Source organism: Vibrio fortis, assembly GCF_024347475.1.
GTDB classification, from domain to species: domain Bacteria; phylum Pseudomonadota; class Gammaproteobacteria; order Enterobacterales; family Vibrionaceae; genus Vibrio; species Vibrio fortis.
Genome location: NZ_AP025487.1, coordinates 2,755,409 through 2,771,659, shown reverse-complemented (window position 1 = coordinate 2,771,659; position 16,251 = coordinate 2,755,409). Strand labels below are relative to the sequence as shown.

Here is a 16,251-nt window from a genome sequence, read left to right as displayed (position 1 = left end):
GCGTATAAGAAACGTCTTATTACCAGTATGAGTCGAACTAACTTGGACGCGGTTAGTCATACTGAGTTGGGTATAAAACATAATAACTAGGAAGGCATGATGGTTGCGGTACGAAGCGCACATTTAAACCCAAGCGAACAGTTTGAGCTAGAAAGTTGGATTGCATCTTTAAATCAGGATGCCAAAACGTCGAATAAACTGATCAAGGTTTATCGTCACTGTGAAGAACTGCTAAAAGAGCATGAGCAAGCCTCACTGCTATTGTGGCGTGGCCGAGAGATGATAGAAATCTTGGTGACGCTATCAATGGATCGCGCGACACTCGTTGCGGCTCAGCTTTTCCCAGTTGTCTCCAGTGGTGTATTTGAGCGAGAAGCCTTTGAAGAGAGCTACGGCAAAGAGATCGTTAAACTGATTGATGGCGTTGAAGAGATGGCGGCACTTGGCCAACTCAACGTTACCCTTGAGGGTAGTGCAGCGTCGGGTCAGGTTGATAACGTGCGTCGCATGTTATTGGCGATGGTGGATGATTTCCGTTGCGTTGTTATCAAGCTTGCTGAGCGTATCTGTAACCTTATCGAGGTGAAAAAAGCCCCAGATGAGGTGCGTAGAGCGGCAGCGAAAGAGTGTGCCAACATTTACGCTCCCCTAGCAAACCGCCTTGGTATTGGTCAGCTTAAATGGGAAATCGAAGATTACGCCTTCCGTTACCAACAACCAGACACCTATAAACAGATTGCTAAGCAGCTTTCTGAGCGTCGTATCGTTCGTGAACAGTACATCACTGACTTCGTTGATGACCTTACGTCTGAAATGGGGCGCTCTAGCATCAATGCTGAAGTGAGTGGTCGTCCGAAACACATCTACAGCATCTGGCGCAAAATGCAGAAGAAAGGCTTGGCCTTTGACGAGCTGTTCGATGTGCGTGCAGTACGCATCATCGCAGACCAACTGCAAGACTGTTATGCAGCGCTCGGTGTTGTTCATACCAAATACAAACATCTGCCAAGCGAGTTCGATGACTATGTCGCGAACCCGAAACCGAATGGCTACCAATCTATCCATACCGTGGTTCTGGGACCAGAAGGCAAAACCATCGAGATCCAGATCCGTACTAAACAGATGCACGAAGACTCAGAACTGGGTGTGGCGGCGCACTGGAAGTACAAAGAAGGCTCATCAGGTGGTCGCAGTGGTTACGATGAGAAGATCACATGGCTGCGTAAGCTGATCGATTGGCAAGAAGAGATGTCGGACTCTGGCGAGATGCTGGATGAAGTTCGTAGCCAAGTCTTTGATGACCGTGTATACGCATTTACACCACGCGGTGATGTGGTCGACTTACCAATGGGCGCAACTCCATTGGACTTCGCTTACCACATTCACTCAATGGTCGGTCACCGTTGTATCGGTGCCAAAGTAGGTGGACGTATCGTTCCATTTACTCACAAACTCTCGATGGGTGATCAGGTTGAGATCATCACTCAGAAAGAACCAAACCCTTCACGTGATTGGCTGAACCCAACCACAGGTTTCGTTCATTCAGGTCGTGCTCGCGCTAAGATTAACGCTTGGTTCCGTGCACAAAGCCGTGAGAAAAACCTCGAAGCGGGTCGCGATATTCTAGAGAGTGAGCTGCATAAAATTGGCGCAACGCTCAAAGATGCAGACCAATATGCCCTGAAGCGTTTCAATGTGAATACGCCAGATGAGTTGTATGCCGGTATCGGTAGCGGTGACCTGCGTATCAACCAAGTGATCAACCACATCAACGCTTTGGTGAATAAACCAACGGCGGAAGAGGAAGATCAAAAAGCGCTAGAGAAGCTGCTTGAGTCAGAGAACAAGCCAGCTCAGCAGAGCCGCCCTAAGAAAGACGCGGTAGTGGTGGAAGGTGTCGATAACCTAATGACGCACCTTGCTCGCTGTTGTCAGCCAATTCCAGGTGACAGCATCAAGGGTTACATCACTCAAGGTCGTGGTATTTCGGTTCACCGTAGCGACTGTGAACAGTTGAGCGAGCTAAGAATCCACGCGCCAGAGCGTATTATTGATACGGTTTGGGGTAATGGTTTCGTCGGCTCTTACATCCTAACGCTGCGTGTTGAAGCGCTAGAGCGCAGTGGTCTATTAAAAGACATCACATCGCTGTTCGCGAATGAGAAGATAAGTGTTACGACTATGAAGAGTCGCACCGACTACAAGCGTCAGCTGTCAGTGATGGACTTTGACTTAGAGGTGACCAACATTGAAATTCTCAGCCGCGTAACAAGCCGCGTTGAGCAGATTAAAGATGTCATGAGCGTCAAGAGGTTGGGGTGATATTTGGTATCATCCTCGTCATTCCCTACAGTGAGGGACGAACGTGATAGGGAATCTCGCTATGCGGTTTGAGATCCCCAACTCGCTCATTCTTCACTCTTGGGGATGACAGATAAAGACAAAGGTGAGTGGTTTTAACTGCTCACCTTTTTTAGTTTTAAGAAAAGCATTAGATTAAAACAATCAAACAGAATAATAGGAAAGCACCATGAGCCACCCGATTGAACAACTAGAACAAATAATGGCAAAGCTGCGCGATCCAGAAGGTGGCTGCCCTTGGGATCTGAAACAAAATTTTGAAACAATCGTCCCGCATACTATCGAAGAGACCTATGAGGTGGTGGATGCGATTCACAACAAAGACTGGTCGAATCTGCAAGAGGAATTAGGCGATCTACTGTTTCAAGTGATTTTTTACAGTCAACTCGCGAAAGAGCAAGGGCTGTTTGAGTTTGCCGATGTGGTTGATGGTGTGAATGAAAAGCTCACTCGTCGTCATCCTCATGTTTTCTCTGATGTTGAGTTTGATGATGAAGAAGCAATCAATGCCAATTGGGAAGCGGAAAAAGCCAAAGAAAAAGCTCAAGCAGGCAAAACTCAGGAAAGTATTCTAGACTCAATACCAAAATCTCTACCTGCACTTTTGCGTGCTACAAAGGTGCAAAAACAGGTAGCCAAATATGGCTTTGATTGGGACTCGATCGGCCCGGTTGTCGATAAGGTCCGAGAAGAGGTTGATGAAGTGCTGGAAGAGGCACTACAAATTACGCCAAATGAGGATTTGGTAGAGGAAGAATTGGGTGATTTACTGTTCGCGACTGTGAATCTAGTGAGGCATCTAGGGAAAAATCCAGAATCGGCATTGAGTAAAGCAAACGTAAAATTTGAGCGTCGCTTTAAAGGAGTGGAAGGAAAAGTTCGTCAAAAAGGTAAAACTTTGAACGATTTTTCGCTCTCTGAGCTCGATTCTATGTGGGATGAAGTCAAGTTGGCGGAGAAAAGTTGAACAAAGCTTTTGTGCTGATTTGATTTGAAGCAAAAAATAAAAAATAGCAGTGTGATAGATTTCACGTTGTGGCGATAAGGGGCTTCTGGTATATTTTCATCCCGTCCAGAAGAAATCCATTTTCCCTCATTCAACCAATTTCAGGTTAAACATGACGACAAATTACATTTTTGTTACTGGCGGGGTTGTATCCTCTCTAGGTAAAGGTATTGCAGCGGCATCGCTTGCAGCTATTTTAGAAGCTCGTGGTCTTAAAGTGACTATGATGAAGCTTGACCCTTACATCAACGTTGATCCGGGCACTATGAGCCCAACTCAACACGGTGAGGTGTTCGTTACGGAAGATGGCGCTGAAACTGACCTTGACCTTGGTCACTATGAGCGATTCATTCGCACCAAGATGACTAAGCGTAACAACTTCACAGCGGGTCGTGTTTACTCAGACGTTCTAGCGAAAGAGCGTCGCGGTGATTACCTAGGTGCAACTATCCAAGTAATCCCTCACATCACTAACTCTATCAAAGACCGTGTAATCGCTGGCGCTGAAGGTCACGATGTTGCGATCGTTGAAGTTGGTGGTACGGTTGGTGATATCGAGTCTCTACCATTCATGGAAGCGATTCGTCAGCTAGCAGTAGAGCTAGGCCGTGAGCGTGCAATGTTCATGCACCTAACACTAGTTCCTTACCTAGCGGCAGCTGGTGAAGTGAAAACTAAGCCGACTCAGCACTCTGTTAAAGAGCTACTGTCTATCGGTATCCAGCCAGATATCCTAGTTTGTCGTTCTGATCGCATGATCCCTGCGAACGAGCGTAAGAAGATTGCACTTTTCTGTAACGTACAAGAAAAAGCGGTAATCTCAATGAAGGACGTAGATTCAATCTACAAGATCCCTCAACTAATTAAATCACAAGGTCTTGATGACCTAGTGTGTACTCGTTTTGGTATCAACGCTCCAGAAGCTGACCTATCAGAATGGGAACAGGTAATTTATGAAGAAGCGAACCCAACTGGTGAAGTAACCATCGGTATGGTTGGTAAATACATTGAATTACCAGATGCATACAAGTCAGTGAACGAAGCACTTAAGCACGCGGGTCTGAAGAACCGTCTGAGCGTTAAGATCAAGTACGTTGACTCTCAAGAAGTAGAAGCGAAAGGCGAAGAAGCACTTCAAGGCCTTGACGCAATCCTAGTACCAGGTGGCTTCGGTGACCGTGGTGTTGAAGGTAAGATTTTCGCAGCGCAATACGCTCGTGAAAACAAAGTACCTTACCTAGGTATCTGTCTTGGTATGCAAGTGGCACTTATCGAGTACGCACGTAACGTTGCGGGCATGGAAGGTGCACACTCTTCAGAATTTAGCAAAGACACGAAGTACCCAGTAGTTGGTCTAATTACTGAATGGGTAGATGGTGAAGGTAAAGTTGAAGAACGTACTGAAAAATCTGACCTAGGTGGTACTATGCGTCTAGGTTCACAGCTGTGTCACCTAGAGAAAGGGACAAAAGCTCGTGAACTATACGGTAGCGCGACGATCCATGAACGTCACCGTCACCGTTACGAAGTGAACAACAATCTTCGTCCACAAATCGAAAAAGCGGGCCTAAAAGTATCGGGTCTGTCTGCGGACAAGAAACTGGTTGAAGTTATCGAGATTCCAAACCACCCATGGTTTGTTGCAGCTCAGTTCCACCCAGAGTTCACTTCTACGCCTCGCGATGGTCACCCATTGTTCGAAGGCTTCGTTAAAGCGGCTGGTCAAAACCAGCGTGACGAATTAGAGAAGTAAGGAATACCGGCAGTAGCGTTTGCAGTGCTGCTGCCTTTAATTTGACATTATATATTCAACGAGAAGGAAACATTCAATGTCTAAGATCGTTAAAGTTCTAGGTCGTGAAATCATCGATTCACGTGGTAACCCAACTGTAGAAGCTGAAGTACACCTAGAAGGCGGTTTCGTAGGTATGGCTGCTGCTCCATCTGGCGCATCAACTGGTTCTCGCGAAGCTCTTGAGCTACGTGATGGCGACAAAGCACGTTTCCTAGGTAAAGGTGTTCTTAAAGCTGTTGAAGCTGTAAACGGCGAAATCGCTACAGCTCTAACTGGTAAAGACGCTAAAGACCAAGCTGCAATCGACGCAGTAATGATCGAGCTAGACGGTACTGAGAACAAATCTAAGTTCGGTGCTAACGCAATCCTAGCTGTTTCTCTAGCGAACGCTAAAGCAGCTGCTGCAGCTAAAGGCATGCCTCTATACGAGCACATCGCTGAGCTAAACGGTACTGCTGGTCAGTTCTCTATGCCTCTACCAATGATGAACATCATCAACGGTGGTGAGCACGCAGACAACAACGTTGACATCCAAGAGTTCATGATCCAACCAGTTGGTGCTAAGACTCTTAAAGAAGGTCTACGTATCGGTGCTGAAGTATTCCACAACCTAGCTAAAGTTCTTAAGTCTAAAGGCTACAGCACTGCAGTTGGTGACGAAGGTGGTTTCGCTCCTAACCTTAAGTCTAACGCTGAAGCTCTAGAAGTTATCGCAGAAGCTGTTGCAGCTGCTGGTTACGAACTAGGTAAAGACGTTACTCTAGCTATGGACTGTGCTGCATCTGAGTTCTTCGACAAAGAAGCTGGCATCTACAACATGAAAGGCGAAGGTAAGACTTTCTCTTCTGAAGAGTTCAACCACTACCTAGCTGAGCTAGCTAACCAATTCCCAATCGTTTCTATCGAAGACGGTCTAGACGAGTCTGACTGGGATGGCTTCAAGCACCAAACTGAACTACTAGGTGACAAGCTTCAACTAGTAGGTGACGATCTATTCGTTACTAACACTAAGATCCTTGCTGAAGGTATCGAGAAAGGCGTAGCTAACTCTATCCTTATCAAGTTCAACCAAATCGGTTCTCTAACTGAGACTCTAGCTGCAATCAAGATGGCTAAAGACGCAGGTTACACAGCTGTAATCTCTCACCGTTCTGGCGAAACTGAAGATGCAACTATCGCTGATCTAGCGGTAGGTACTGCTGCAGGTCAAATCAAGACTGGTTCTATGAGCCGTTCTGACCGTGTTGCTAAGTACAACCAACTAATCCGTATCGAAGAAGCTCTAGGTTCTAAAGCTCCTTTCAACGGTCTTAAAGAAGTTAAAGGTCAATAATTCATAGCGAATTGTTAGCTTATAGCTTTTGAAACGCTCTACTTCGGTAGGGCGTTTTTTTATGCTTGTAGAAAATGGCGGGAAGAAGCTCTAGGTTCTAAAGCTCCCCCCTTTTACAACGAAAGCGGTCTTAAAGAAGTTAAAGGTCAATAATTCATAGCGAATTGTTAACTTAAAGCTTTAAAAAGCGCCTCCGATCTCGGGGGCGTTTTTGTATCTGTCATTCCATAGACTGATGAAGGAATAGGGAATCTCCTCCAATGTTAACTTCAATAGATTCCCTACTCAGTCGTCCCTCGTTTTTGGGAATGACGAGAGCGGAAGGTGATTGGGTCACTACCATTAACGATTCTGCCCGATAATTCTTCTACTTATCGATTCCCTTACACCACATATCTCGCACCAATAAGCGCATTATGGTATATATGTGCCTTATTCTAGTTCCTTCTTTTCTAACCGGCGAAAGGTGTTATGCGAATCTTTGCTCTTGTCCTGCTGATCTTACTTGGCTGGCTGCAACACACATTGTGGCTCGGTAAAAATGGCATTTCTGATTACTACACAGTGAACAACGAAATCGAAGTTCAAAGACAAGTGAACGAGAAGCTTCATACTCGAAATGCAGAAATGTTTGCTGAAATCGATGACCTCCGCCAAGGGCTGGATGCTATCGAAGAGCGTGCTCGACACGAGTTGGGAATGGTAAAAGAAGGCGAAACGTTTTATCGAATAGTTGGTGAGGAATCGCATTAATGTCGACTAATAAACAAGGTATTGTCGCCGTTGTACCAGCGGCGGGTGTTGGCAGCAGAATGAAGGCCGACCGCCCGAAACAGTATCTGACGATTAACGCGACCACCATCTTGGAGCACACCGTTAACAAGCTGCTTGCTCACCCTCAAGTGAGTAAAGTCGTGGTCGCTGTAAGTGAAGGTGACCCATATTTTCCGGAGCTTAGTTTAAGCCAGCACCCTGACGTGGTGCGCGTTAAAGGCGGTAGCGAACGTGCAGATTCGGTTTTATCTGCTCTAAACTATATTCAAGAGAGTCACCTAGGTGAGTGGGTCATGGTGCACGATGCTGCTAGGCCATGTATTCAACAGGATGACATCGATAAGCTCATTGAAGCGGCACTATCTCATTCAGTTGGTGGCATTTTGGCTGCACCGGTTCGAGATACGATGAAACGTGGTGTTGATGGACAGATTGATCACACGGTAGAGCGTGCAAACTTATGGCACGCATTGACACCGCAAATGTTTCGAACTTTACCGCTGCAACAGGCTCTAACAGAGGCTCTCGAACAAGGCGTGTCGATTACTGATGAGGCGTCTGCGTTTGAGTGGAAAGGCGCATCTCCAGCTCTGGTTGCTGGGCGCTCAGATAATTTTAAGGTAACTCAGCCAGAAGATTTAGCATTGGCTGAGTTCTATTTAAGTCAGAATAAGGAATAATGATGATTCGTATTGGCCACGGTTTTGATGTTCATAAGTTTGGTGGTGAAGGCCCTGTGATTATTGGTGGCGTGAGCATCCCTTATGAGCAAGGGCTGGTTGCGCACTCCGATGGTGATGTGGCTTTGCATGCATTGTGCGATGCTTTATTAGGCTCGATCGCCGCGGGTGATATTGGTCGTCATTTCCCTGATACTGATGATGAGTGGAAGGGAGCAGATAGCCGAGAGCTGCTTAAAGACGTTTATCGCCGCGTTAAAGAGCAAGGTTATCAAATTGGTAATGTGGACGTGACCATCATGGCACAAGCGCCAAAAATGGCTCCACATATTGATGCAATGTGCCAAGCGATTGCTGAAGATCTTGAAACAGATATTGGCAACGTGAATGTAAAAGCGACAACAACTGAGCGTCTTGGTTTTACCGGGCGTAAAGAGGGCATTGCAAGTGAAGCAGTCGTCCTAATTACTAAAAGTGCATAAGCACCAAAACGAAAAGAACAGCATGTCAGATATTCTATCTTCATTTGCCTATTTAAATGGCAAGCCGACGGCACAAGCTAAACTGAAAGCAAAGGCCGAGCATTTCGTGGTTATCGAAGACTTAGGTTTCGAATTCTCTGGAGAAGGTGAGCACCTAATGGTACGCATCCGTAAAACCGGTGAGAATACGAGCTTTGTTGCCAATGAATTAGCAAAGGCGTGTGGCGTAAAATCCAAAGATGTCAGCTGGGCAGGCTTAAAAGATCGCCATGCCGTAACTGAGCAATGGTTAAGTGTTCACCTGCCTAAAGGTGATACGCCAGACTTTACTGCTTTCTTGGCGCAATACCCAAGCATTGAGATCCTAGCGACGGCGCGTCACAACAAAAAGCTACGTCCAGGTGATCTGGTGGGTAACCAATTTGAACTGACTCTGTCGGAAGTGACTGACACCGCTGATGTGGTAAACCGACTTGAGCAAGTCGCGAAGCTCGGTGTACCAAACTATTTTGGCGCGCAGCGTTTTGGTAATGAAGGGAATAACTTATCTGAAGCTCGTCGTTGGGGGCGTGATAACGTACGTACACGTAACCAGAACAAGCGCAGTTTGTACCTATCAGCTGCTCGCTCTTGGATCTTCAATCGCATTTTGTCTGAGCGTATTGAACAGAATGTGTTTAACGCAGCAGTTTTGGGTGATGTGGTTTTCAATGCTGGTGAGCAGCAGTTGGTCACGGCTGAAAATATTGAAGCGTTGAACGTGGCGATTGAGAAAGGCGAAGCGCAGGTTTCTGTGGCGATGGCCGGAGATAATGCTCTACCGACACAAGATAGTGCGCTTGCTCTTGAACAGAAACACCTTGATGATGAGCCAGATTTAATGGCATTGATCCGCGGTAACCGTATGCGTCATGACCGTCGTGAAGCCTCTCTAAAGCCACAACAGCTTTCATGGGAAGTGGATGGCGACAACATCACTCTTAAGTTCTCACTGGATGCAGGTTGCTTTGCGACTGCGATTGTTCGTGAGTTAGTGGAAGAAGTGGCTGTTGAGCGACAATACGCGCAGTAAAGGCGTAAATTGGACGGATATAAGAAAGGATACAAAATGAAGATTTTACTCAGCAATGATGATGGCGTTCATGCTCAGGGTATTCATGCCCTAGCTAATGAGCTACGCGATCTTGCTGACGTTATTATCGTTGCACCTGATCGGAACCGCTCAGGTGCATCGAATTCATTAACGCTTGAGCAGCCTTTGCGTGTTCAAGAAATTGCAGCGAACACTTACTCAGTACAAGGTACGCCGACGGACTGTGTGCACTTTGCATTGAATGAGTTGCTTAAGGATGACATGCCTGATTTAGTGCTGACTGGCATTAATCATGGGGCAAATCTAGGTGATGATGTACTCTATTCGGGTACCGTTGCCGCTGCGATGGAAGGGCACTTTTTAGGTGTACAATCAGTCGCATTCTCTTTGGTGGGCAAACAACACTTTAAAACTGCCGCTCTTATTGCACGCCAAATCGTGGAACAGCATCTAGCTCGACCGATCCCAACCAATCGTTTGTTGAACGTGAATGTTCCAGACGTTGCTATTGGTGATCTTAAGGGAACACAGGTGACACGTCTTGGCGCTCGTCATCACTCTGAAGACATGATTAAGCAGAAAGACCCAAGAGGTCACGATATCTACTGGTTAGGTCCTCCAGGTAAAGAACAAGATGCAGGGCAGGGAACGGACTTTTATGCGATAGAGCATGGCTTCGTCTCAGTTACTCCGTTGCAAGTTGATCTAACTGCCCATGAATCTCTAGGTGCCATGTCGGAGTGGCTAGGAGAGCGCCAGTGACGAATCCCCATGCACACCGCTTAGTCAGTTTTCTGATTGAGAGTGGTATTCGAGACCAAAAGGTTTTGGATGCGATTTTTCGTTTGCCTAGAGAGCGTTTTTTATCGCAGGCGATGTATCACCAAGCCTACGACAACAACGCACTGCCTATTGGGCAAGGTCAGACAATTTCTCAGCCTTACATTGTGGCAAAAATGACGGAATTGTTGGAACTTCAACAAAGCAGCCGCGTCTTAGAAATTGGAACTGGCTCGGGGTACCAAACGGCTGTATTGGCTCAGCTGGTTGATCATGTTTATTCTGTTGAACGTATCAAATCGTTGCAGTGGGATGCTAAGAGAAGACTGAAGCAACTTGATTTTTATAATATTTCCACGAAACATGGCGATGGCTGGCAAGGTTGGTCTGCGAAAGGTCCATTTGATGCCATCATCGTAACTGCGGCAGCCGAATCAATCCCTCAAGCGCTCCTAGAGCAATTGAGTGATGGTGGTCGCTTGTTGATCCCGGTTGGGGACAATGAACAACAACTGTTAAAAATTACCCGCCAAGACGACGAGTATCTTTCAGAAACGATTGAGATGGTACGCTTTGTTCCTTTGGTTCCGGGTGAACTGGCGTAATAAACCTATTGGTGTAGATGGATAACAACTGAATGCGTTCACAGTTTTCAAAAGGGATAGCTATATTGTTGAGTTGCGTACTGGCAGGGTGCGCAGCGAATTCCCCTGCACCTGTATCAAACCTAAACAAAGATTACTCGACCATAGAACGTGGCAGTTATCGTGGTAGCTATTATGAAGTTCAGAAAGGCGATACCCTCTACTTCATCGCCTATTTGACCAACAAAGATGTCAATGATCTGATTCACAACAACGATCTGTCTGCGCCTTATACTATCCATCCAGGGCAGAAGCTTAAGTTATGGCGTCCGTCGTACAAGACACCTGCTTATGGCAAGTCCACTGCCGTTGCGGTGGCGACTCCGGCTCCTAAACCTGCGCCAGTGGTTCCAGTTGCGAGTACTCCAAGCTCTACTAGTTCAAAATCCTCTAAGCCAGCGACGACCAAAGCTGAGCCTGTAAAGAGCAAAAGCTCTAAACCGGCACCTGTGCAGTCAACGGCGAAAACGGTTAAAAAAGATCCACCAAAGAAGGTTGAACAATCGAAGCCAAAGGAGTATGTTGGGTCTAAAGGTAAACAGAATGTTACAACCGCCAGCAAGCCAACTAACGATAAAGTATCGAAATGGTTATGGCCAACCAAAGGGAGAGTAATCAAGAATTTCTCTGTAGGTGAACAAGGAAATAAAGGCATCGACATAGCAGGACAGCGTGGTCAGCCTATCGTATCTACTGCAGGGGGAACGGTTGTTTATTCGGGTAATGCACTCAGAGGCTACGGCAATCTCGTGATTGTAAAGCATAATGACAACTACTTAAGTGCATACGCGCATAACGATCGACTATTAGTATCTGAAGGGCAAAGTGTTAAACCAGGACAGAAAATTGCCACAATGGGAAGTTCTGGAGCCAAAAGCGTTCGGCTGCACTTTGAGATTCGTTACCAAGGTAAATCCGTTAATCCAAAACGTTATTTGCCTTAATACGGGTGCCGCAACGGTACTTGTATACAGTGACATAGTCATTTAGCGACATTTGAAGTTGTAATGTCTTGCTAATATCGCCAGGGGGAGGCGTTATGAGTATCAGAAATGCAGTTATTAAAGAAGAGTTCGAACTTGATCAAGAGACCACGGAGTTGGCAAATGTTGAGCAAGGCGAACAAACCGTCACTAAAAAAGCAGAAGTAAAAGAAGAAGTCGAAGTGACTTCGAAGAGCCTAGATGCAACACAGTTGTATTTGGGTGAAATTGGCTTCTCACCACTCTTAACCGCAGAAGAAGAAGTGCTTTATGCTCGTCGTGCATTACGCGGAGACGAAGCAGCTCGCAAGCGCATGATCGAAAGTAACCTACGTCTTGTGGTAAAAATTTCTCGTCGTTATAGCAATCGCGGCCTGGCTCTGCTTGATCTTATTGAAGAAGGCAACCTAGGTCTGATTCGTGCGGTCGAGAAGTTCGATCCAGAACGTGGTTTCCGTTTTTCTACTTACGCAACATGGTGGATTCGTCAAACGATTGAACGTGCGTTAATGAACCAAACGCGTACTATCCGTCTACCAATTCATGTAGTGAAAGAACTCAACATCTACCTGCGTACTGCTCGCGAACTATCGCAAAAGCTTGACCATGAGCCAACAGCTGAAGAGATCGCGACTAAGCTAGATAAGCCTGTGAGCGATGTAAGCAAAATGCTACGCCTTAATGAACGCGTAAGCTCGGTCGACACGCCGATTGGTGGTGATGGTGAGAAAGCACTACTGGACATCATCCCAGACGTAAATAACTCTGATCCAGAGGTTTCAACTCAAGATAGTGATATCAAAACGTCACTGATCTACTGGTTAGATGAACTGAATCCTAAGCAGAAAGAGGTGCTAGCACGCCGCTTTGGCCTTCTTGGCTATGAGCCATCGACTCTTGAAGAAGTAGGGCGTGAAATTAGCCTAACTCGCGAACGTGTGCGTCAGATTCAAGTAGAAGGTCTACGTCGTTTAAGAGAGATCCTTATCAAGCAAGGCTTGAATATGGAAAACCTATTCAACGTTGAAAACGACTAATCTTGGGTTAGAAATAACAAAAAAACGCTGACATATCGTCAGCGTTTTTTGTTTTTATCGGGCTTTAGAAGTCTGCTCTTTAGCTAAAGAAGCTTCTTCAAACGATACAACTCTTCTAGAGCTTGGCGTGGTGTTAGATCATCAGGATCTACGTTTGCTAGTGCTTGCTCTACTTCACTTGGCTCTGGGATCAAGCTCAGTTGGTTGGCAATATCAACGCCACTTGGCTTAGCTGTCGGTGTCTCAGCGCTCAGCGCTTCCAATTGAGTAAGCTTAGCTCGCGCATTCTTAATCACCGCTTTTGGTACACCGGCCAACCCAGCTACGGCAAGACCATAAGATTTGCTTGCGGCACCTTCTTGAACTGCGTGCATGAAGGCAATGCTGTCACCATGCTCAACGGCATCCAAATGGACATTCGCCAAGGTTGGAATTTGGTTTGGTAACTCGGTCAGTTCAAAGTAGTGCGTCGCAAACAGTGTCATCGCATTGATTTGGTTTGCTAGCCACTCTGCACTTGCCCAAGCCAGTGACAGACCATCATAGGTACTGGTACCGCGACCAATCTCATCCATTAGAACTAAACTGCTTGGCGTTGCGTTATGCAGAATGTTGGCTGTTTCCGTCATCTCGACCATGAAGGTTGAGCGACCAGATGCAAGATCGTCGGATGCTCCAATTCGAGTGAAGATACGGTCGATAGAGCCAATCGTTGCACTCTCTGCAGGAACGTAACAACCAATATGAGCCATTAGTGCGATCAACGCGGTTTGACGCATATAGGTCGACTTACCACCCATGTTTGGACCTGTGATGATCAGCATCTTACGTTGATCATTTAGGTCAATTGGGTTGGCAATGAAAGGTTCGTCCATAACCTGTTCAACTACAGGGTGACGACCTGCTTGAATGTGTACCCCTGGTTCTTTGGTTAGAGTAGGGCGGCAGTAATCTAATGTATCTGCGCGCTCAGCTAGGTTCTGTAGTACGTCTAATTGAGATACTGAAGAGGCGATGTTTTGTAATTGCTCTAGATGTGGCAACAGTAGGTCGAATAGTTCTTCCCATAGCTGTTTCTCAATCGCCAGCGCTTTAGACTTAGAATTTAGAACCTTATCTTCATGCTCTTTTAGCTCAGGAATAATGTAACGCTCAGCGTTCTTCAACGTTTGGCGGCGCACGTAATGAGGTGGCACCAAGTGGCTTTGACCACGGCTCACCTGAATAAAGAAACCGTGTACGTTGTTGTAGCCAACCTTTAACGTATCAATACCGTGACGTTCACGCTCTTCAGCCTCGAGCTTGTCTAGGTATTCTGTTGCGCCATCTGCAAGGTCACGCCACTCATCCAATTCAGCGCTGTATCCTGCTGCAATAACGCCACCGTCACGGATCACAACCGGCGGGTTCTCTTTGATTGCACGAGTCAGTAGCTCGGACACTTCTTCAAGAGGCGCGGCGTATTGTGCAAGCTGGCTTAGATATGGGTGAGAGACTTGCTCTAATGTATCTGCAAGTTCTGGAAGATAGTCCATCGCTTGGCGTAAGCGTGCCATATCACGTGGGCGTGCTGAGCGAAGTGCTAGACGTGCCAAGATACGTTCAATATCACCAATCTGTTTTAATGTTGGCTGTAGTTCAGTAAACAGCGCAACGTCTTTCATTTCACCAATTGCATCTAGGCGTTGATCGAGTGCAGAGATGTTACGCATCGGCTGATGTAACCAACGTTTAAGCATACGACTGCCCATTGGCGTTGCTGTGTGATCAAGCACTTCAGCTAGTGTATTGTCTGTACCACCGGCTAGGTTATGGGTGATCTCTAGGTTACGACGAGTTGCGGCATCTAAGATCACCGAGTGGTCTTGACGATCGTAAGTCAATGAGCGGATATGTGGTAGCGCGGTACGTTGGGTGTCTTTTACATATTGGATCAAACAACCTGCAGCACACAGACCAAGCTTGGCATGTTCCACACCAAAGCCAACCAGATCGCGAGTGCCGAATTGTTTGTTGAGTTGCTGCTTAGCCGTATCTAGTTCAAATTCCCATACTGGGCGACGGCGGTTACCGCTACGGTTCGCCATTAACTCTACAGGTTCAAAGTCTTCAGGGAAGAGTAGCTCTCTAGGTGAAGTGCGTTGCAGTTCTGCCGCCATTGACTCTTCAGTTTCTGGTTCTGAAAGTTGGAATCGACCCGAGGTGATATCCAATGTTGCGTAGCCAAACTTACCGTTATGGTGGTAGATCGCAGCAATGAGGTTATCAACGCGCTCAGAAAGAAGGGCTTCATCAGTCACTGTACCCGGTGTCACGATACGAACAACGGCACGTTCTACTGGGCCTTTCGATGTCGCAGGGTTACCAATCTGTTCGCAGATCGCCACAGATTCACCCAATTGAACTAATTTCGCGAGGTAGCCTTCTACTGCATGAAAAGGAACACCTGCCATCGGGATAGGTTCGCCTGCTGATGAACCGCGTTTAGTTAGGGAAATATCGAGGAGTTGAGAAGCTCTTTTGGCATCATCATAGAAAAGCTCGTAGAAATCTCCCATGCGGTAGAAAAGCAGGATCTCTGGATTTTCTGCTTTGAGTTTTAGGTACTGCTGCATCATGGGAGTATGTTTTTGATCGGCTTTCACAGTTAACTTCTTTCGTTTATTTCTATTGCGGCTTAGGATACGTGAAAGCGATACCTGCGAAAAGCGGCGCAAGCGATAAAGATTCAAATTCACTCATGCAAAAACAACGGAGTTTGTCACCATGTCATCGATTCAACAACTCAGCGAAAAACTTGGTCAACTTCTATTAGAAAACCAGCACGTGTTAGTGACGGCAGAGTCGTGCACAGGTGGTGGGGTTGCAAGCGCAATCACGGACATAGCAGGCAGTTCTGCATGGTTTGATCGTGCATTTGTCACATACAGTAATGAAGCCAAACAAGAGATGATTGATGTACAAGCCTCAACACTCGAAGCACATGGAGCAGTAAGTGAAGCTGTGGTGATTGAAATGGCTCAAGGCGCATTGGTGCACTCAAATGGCACGATCGCAGTATCGATCAGTGGTATTGCTGGCCCTGGTGGTGGCAGTGAAGAGAAGCCTGTCGGCACCGTTTGTTTTGCGTGGGCTACAAACAGTGGCTGGCAAAAAGTAGAAACGCATGTATTTGCGGGTGATCGATCACAAGTACGGCAACAAGCGACCGCCTGCGCGCTTAAGGTTATTTATGATTACCTGTTGGAAGAGAAGTAACAATTGTACAAATAATTTTCATACA

Annotated in this window: 14 protein-coding genes; 13 read left to right on the top strand and 1 reads right to left on the bottom strand. The window is 46.5% G+C overall.

The window, feature by feature from the left end:
* The first annotated feature begins 99 nt into the window (after positions 1 to 99).
* The 12 genes from relA to rpoS all read left to right on the top strand — a co-directional run bounded on the left by relA (position 100) and on the right by rpoS (position 12,968).
* Positions 100 to 2,322: a GTP diphosphokinase gene (gene relA / locus OCV50_RS12075; protein ID WP_239841237.1), complete on the top strand. Its 2,223-nt coding sequence runs from the start codon at positions 100 to 102 to the stop codon at positions 2,320 to 2,322.
* Between the two features lie 208 nt (positions 2,323 to 2,530).
* The gene (gene mazG / locus OCV50_RS12070; protein WP_261903157.1) at positions 2,531 to 3,328 is read left to right on the top strand and encodes a nucleoside triphosphate pyrophosphohydrolase; all 798 of its coding nucleotides are present in this window, start codon (positions 2,531 to 2,533) and stop codon (positions 3,326 to 3,328) included.
* Positions 3,329 to 3,479: 151 nt separating this feature from the next.
* Entirely contained in the window at positions 3,480 to 5,120 is a 1,641-nt protein-coding gene (locus OCV50_RS12065; RefSeq protein ID WP_004739047.1) for a CTP synthase, read from the top strand.
* A 76-nt stretch (positions 5,121 to 5,196) separates the two neighbouring features.
* Positions 5,197 to 6,495, top strand: coding sequence for a phosphopyruvate hydratase (gene eno, locus OCV50_RS12060; protein ID WP_255229906.1), 1,299 nt, complete (start codon positions 5,197 to 5,199; stop codon positions 6,493 to 6,495).
* A 471-nt stretch (positions 6,496 to 6,966) separates the two neighbouring features.
* Entirely contained in the window at positions 6,967 to 7,248 is a 282-nt protein-coding gene (ftsB, locus tag OCV50_RS12055) for a cell division protein FtsB (protein WP_239841234.1), read from the top strand.
* Positions 7,248 to 7,949, top strand: coding sequence for a 2-C-methyl-D-erythritol 4-phosphate cytidylyltransferase (ispD, locus tag OCV50_RS12050; protein ID WP_261903156.1), 702 nt, complete (start codon positions 7,248 to 7,250; stop codon positions 7,947 to 7,949). Before ftsB ends, ispD begins: the two co-directional genes overlap by 1 nt.
* A gap of 2 nt (positions 7,950 to 7,951) precedes the next feature.
* On the top strand, positions 7,952 to 8,431 hold the full coding sequence (gene ispF / locus OCV50_RS12045) for a 2-C-methyl-D-erythritol 2,4-cyclodiphosphate synthase (protein ID WP_239841232.1): 480 nt from the start codon (positions 7,952 to 7,954) through the stop codon (positions 8,429 to 8,431).
* Between the two features lie 22 nt (positions 8,432 to 8,453).
* Positions 8,454 to 9,503 (top strand): tRNA pseudouridine(13) synthase TruD, encoded by a 1,050-nt coding sequence (gene truD / locus OCV50_RS12040; RefSeq protein ID WP_261903155.1) that lies wholly within the window; start codon positions 8,454 to 8,456, stop codon positions 9,501 to 9,503.
* A gap of 36 nt (positions 9,504 to 9,539) precedes the next feature.
* Positions 9,540 to 10,286 carry a 5'/3'-nucleotidase SurE gene (gene surE, locus OCV50_RS12035; RefSeq protein ID WP_261903154.1) on the top strand — a complete coding sequence of 249 codons (747 nt, stop codon included), beginning with the start codon at positions 9,540 to 9,542 and terminating at the stop codon, positions 10,284 to 10,286.
* Positions 10,283 to 10,909, top strand: a complete 627-nt coding sequence (locus tag OCV50_RS12030; protein WP_261903153.1) for a protein-L-isoaspartate(D-aspartate) O-methyltransferase — start codon at positions 10,283 to 10,285, stop codon at positions 10,907 to 10,909. The genes surE and OCV50_RS12030 overlap by 4 nt, the downstream gene beginning before the upstream one ends.
* A gap of 32 nt (positions 10,910 to 10,941) precedes the next feature.
* Positions 10,942 to 11,892 carry a peptidoglycan DD-metalloendopeptidase family protein gene (locus OCV50_RS12025; RefSeq protein WP_261903152.1) on the top strand — a complete coding sequence of 317 codons (951 nt, stop codon included), beginning with the start codon at positions 10,942 to 10,944 and terminating at the stop codon, positions 11,890 to 11,892.
* A 95-nt stretch (positions 11,893 to 11,987) separates the two neighbouring features.
* Positions 11,988 to 12,968: an RNA polymerase sigma factor RpoS gene (gene rpoS / locus OCV50_RS12020; RefSeq protein WP_261903151.1), complete on the top strand. Its 981-nt coding sequence runs from the start codon at positions 11,988 to 11,990 to the stop codon at positions 12,966 to 12,968.
* An 83-nt stretch (positions 12,969 to 13,051) separates the two neighbouring features.
* Here rpoS and mutS read toward each other — a convergent pair whose 3' ends face one another.
* Entirely contained in the window at positions 13,052 to 15,613 is a 2,562-nt protein-coding gene (gene mutS / locus OCV50_RS12015) for a DNA mismatch repair protein MutS (protein ID WP_261903150.1), read from the bottom strand.
* Between the two features lie 121 nt (positions 15,614 to 15,734).
* On the opposite strand from mutS, the gene pncC reads away from it, so the two are divergent.
* Positions 15,735 to 16,226: a nicotinamide-nucleotide amidase gene (gene pncC, locus OCV50_RS12010; RefSeq protein ID WP_239841225.1), complete on the top strand. Its 492-nt coding sequence runs from the start codon at positions 15,735 to 15,737 to the stop codon at positions 16,224 to 16,226.
* Positions 16,227 to 16,251 lie beyond the last annotated feature (25 nt).

Excerpts from the sequence above, each read along its gene's own strand:
- ispF (WP_239841232.1), top strand. The coding sequence starts at position 7,952 with ATGATTCGTATTGGCCACGGTTTTGATGTTCATAAGTTTGGTGGTGAA.
- rpoS (WP_261903151.1), top strand. The coding sequence starts at position 11,988 with ATGAGTATCAGAAATGCAGTTATTAAAGAAGAGTTCGAACTTGATCAA.
- OCV50_RS12065 (WP_004739047.1), top strand. The coding sequence starts at position 3,480 with ATGACGACAAATTACATTTTTGTTACTGGCGGGGTTGTATCCTCTCTA.
- relA (WP_239841237.1), top strand. The coding sequence starts at position 100 with ATGGTTGCGGTACGAAGCGCACATTTAAACCCAAGCGAACAGTTTGAG.
- eno (WP_255229906.1), top strand. The coding sequence starts at position 5,197 with ATGTCTAAGATCGTTAAAGTTCTAGGTCGTGAAATCATCGATTCACGT.
- ftsB (WP_239841234.1), top strand. The coding sequence starts at position 6,967 with ATGCGAATCTTTGCTCTTGTCCTGCTGATCTTACTTGGCTGGCTGCAA.
- surE (WP_261903154.1), top strand. The coding sequence starts at position 9,540 with ATGAAGATTTTACTCAGCAATGATGATGGCGTTCATGCTCAGGGTATT.
- ispD (WP_261903156.1), top strand. The coding sequence starts at position 7,248 with ATGTCGACTAATAAACAAGGTATTGTCGCCGTTGTACCAGCGGCGGGT.
- OCV50_RS12025 (WP_261903152.1), top strand. The coding sequence starts at position 10,942 with ATGCGTTCACAGTTTTCAAAAGGGATAGCTATATTGTTGAGTTGCGTA.
- mazG (WP_261903157.1), top strand. The coding sequence starts at position 2,531 with ATGAGCCACCCGATTGAACAACTAGAACAAATAATGGCAAAGCTGCGC.
- pncC (WP_239841225.1), top strand. The coding sequence starts at position 15,735 with ATGTCATCGATTCAACAACTCAGCGAAAAACTTGGTCAACTTCTATTA.
- truD (WP_261903155.1), top strand. The coding sequence starts at position 8,454 with ATGTCAGATATTCTATCTTCATTTGCCTATTTAAATGGCAAGCCGACG.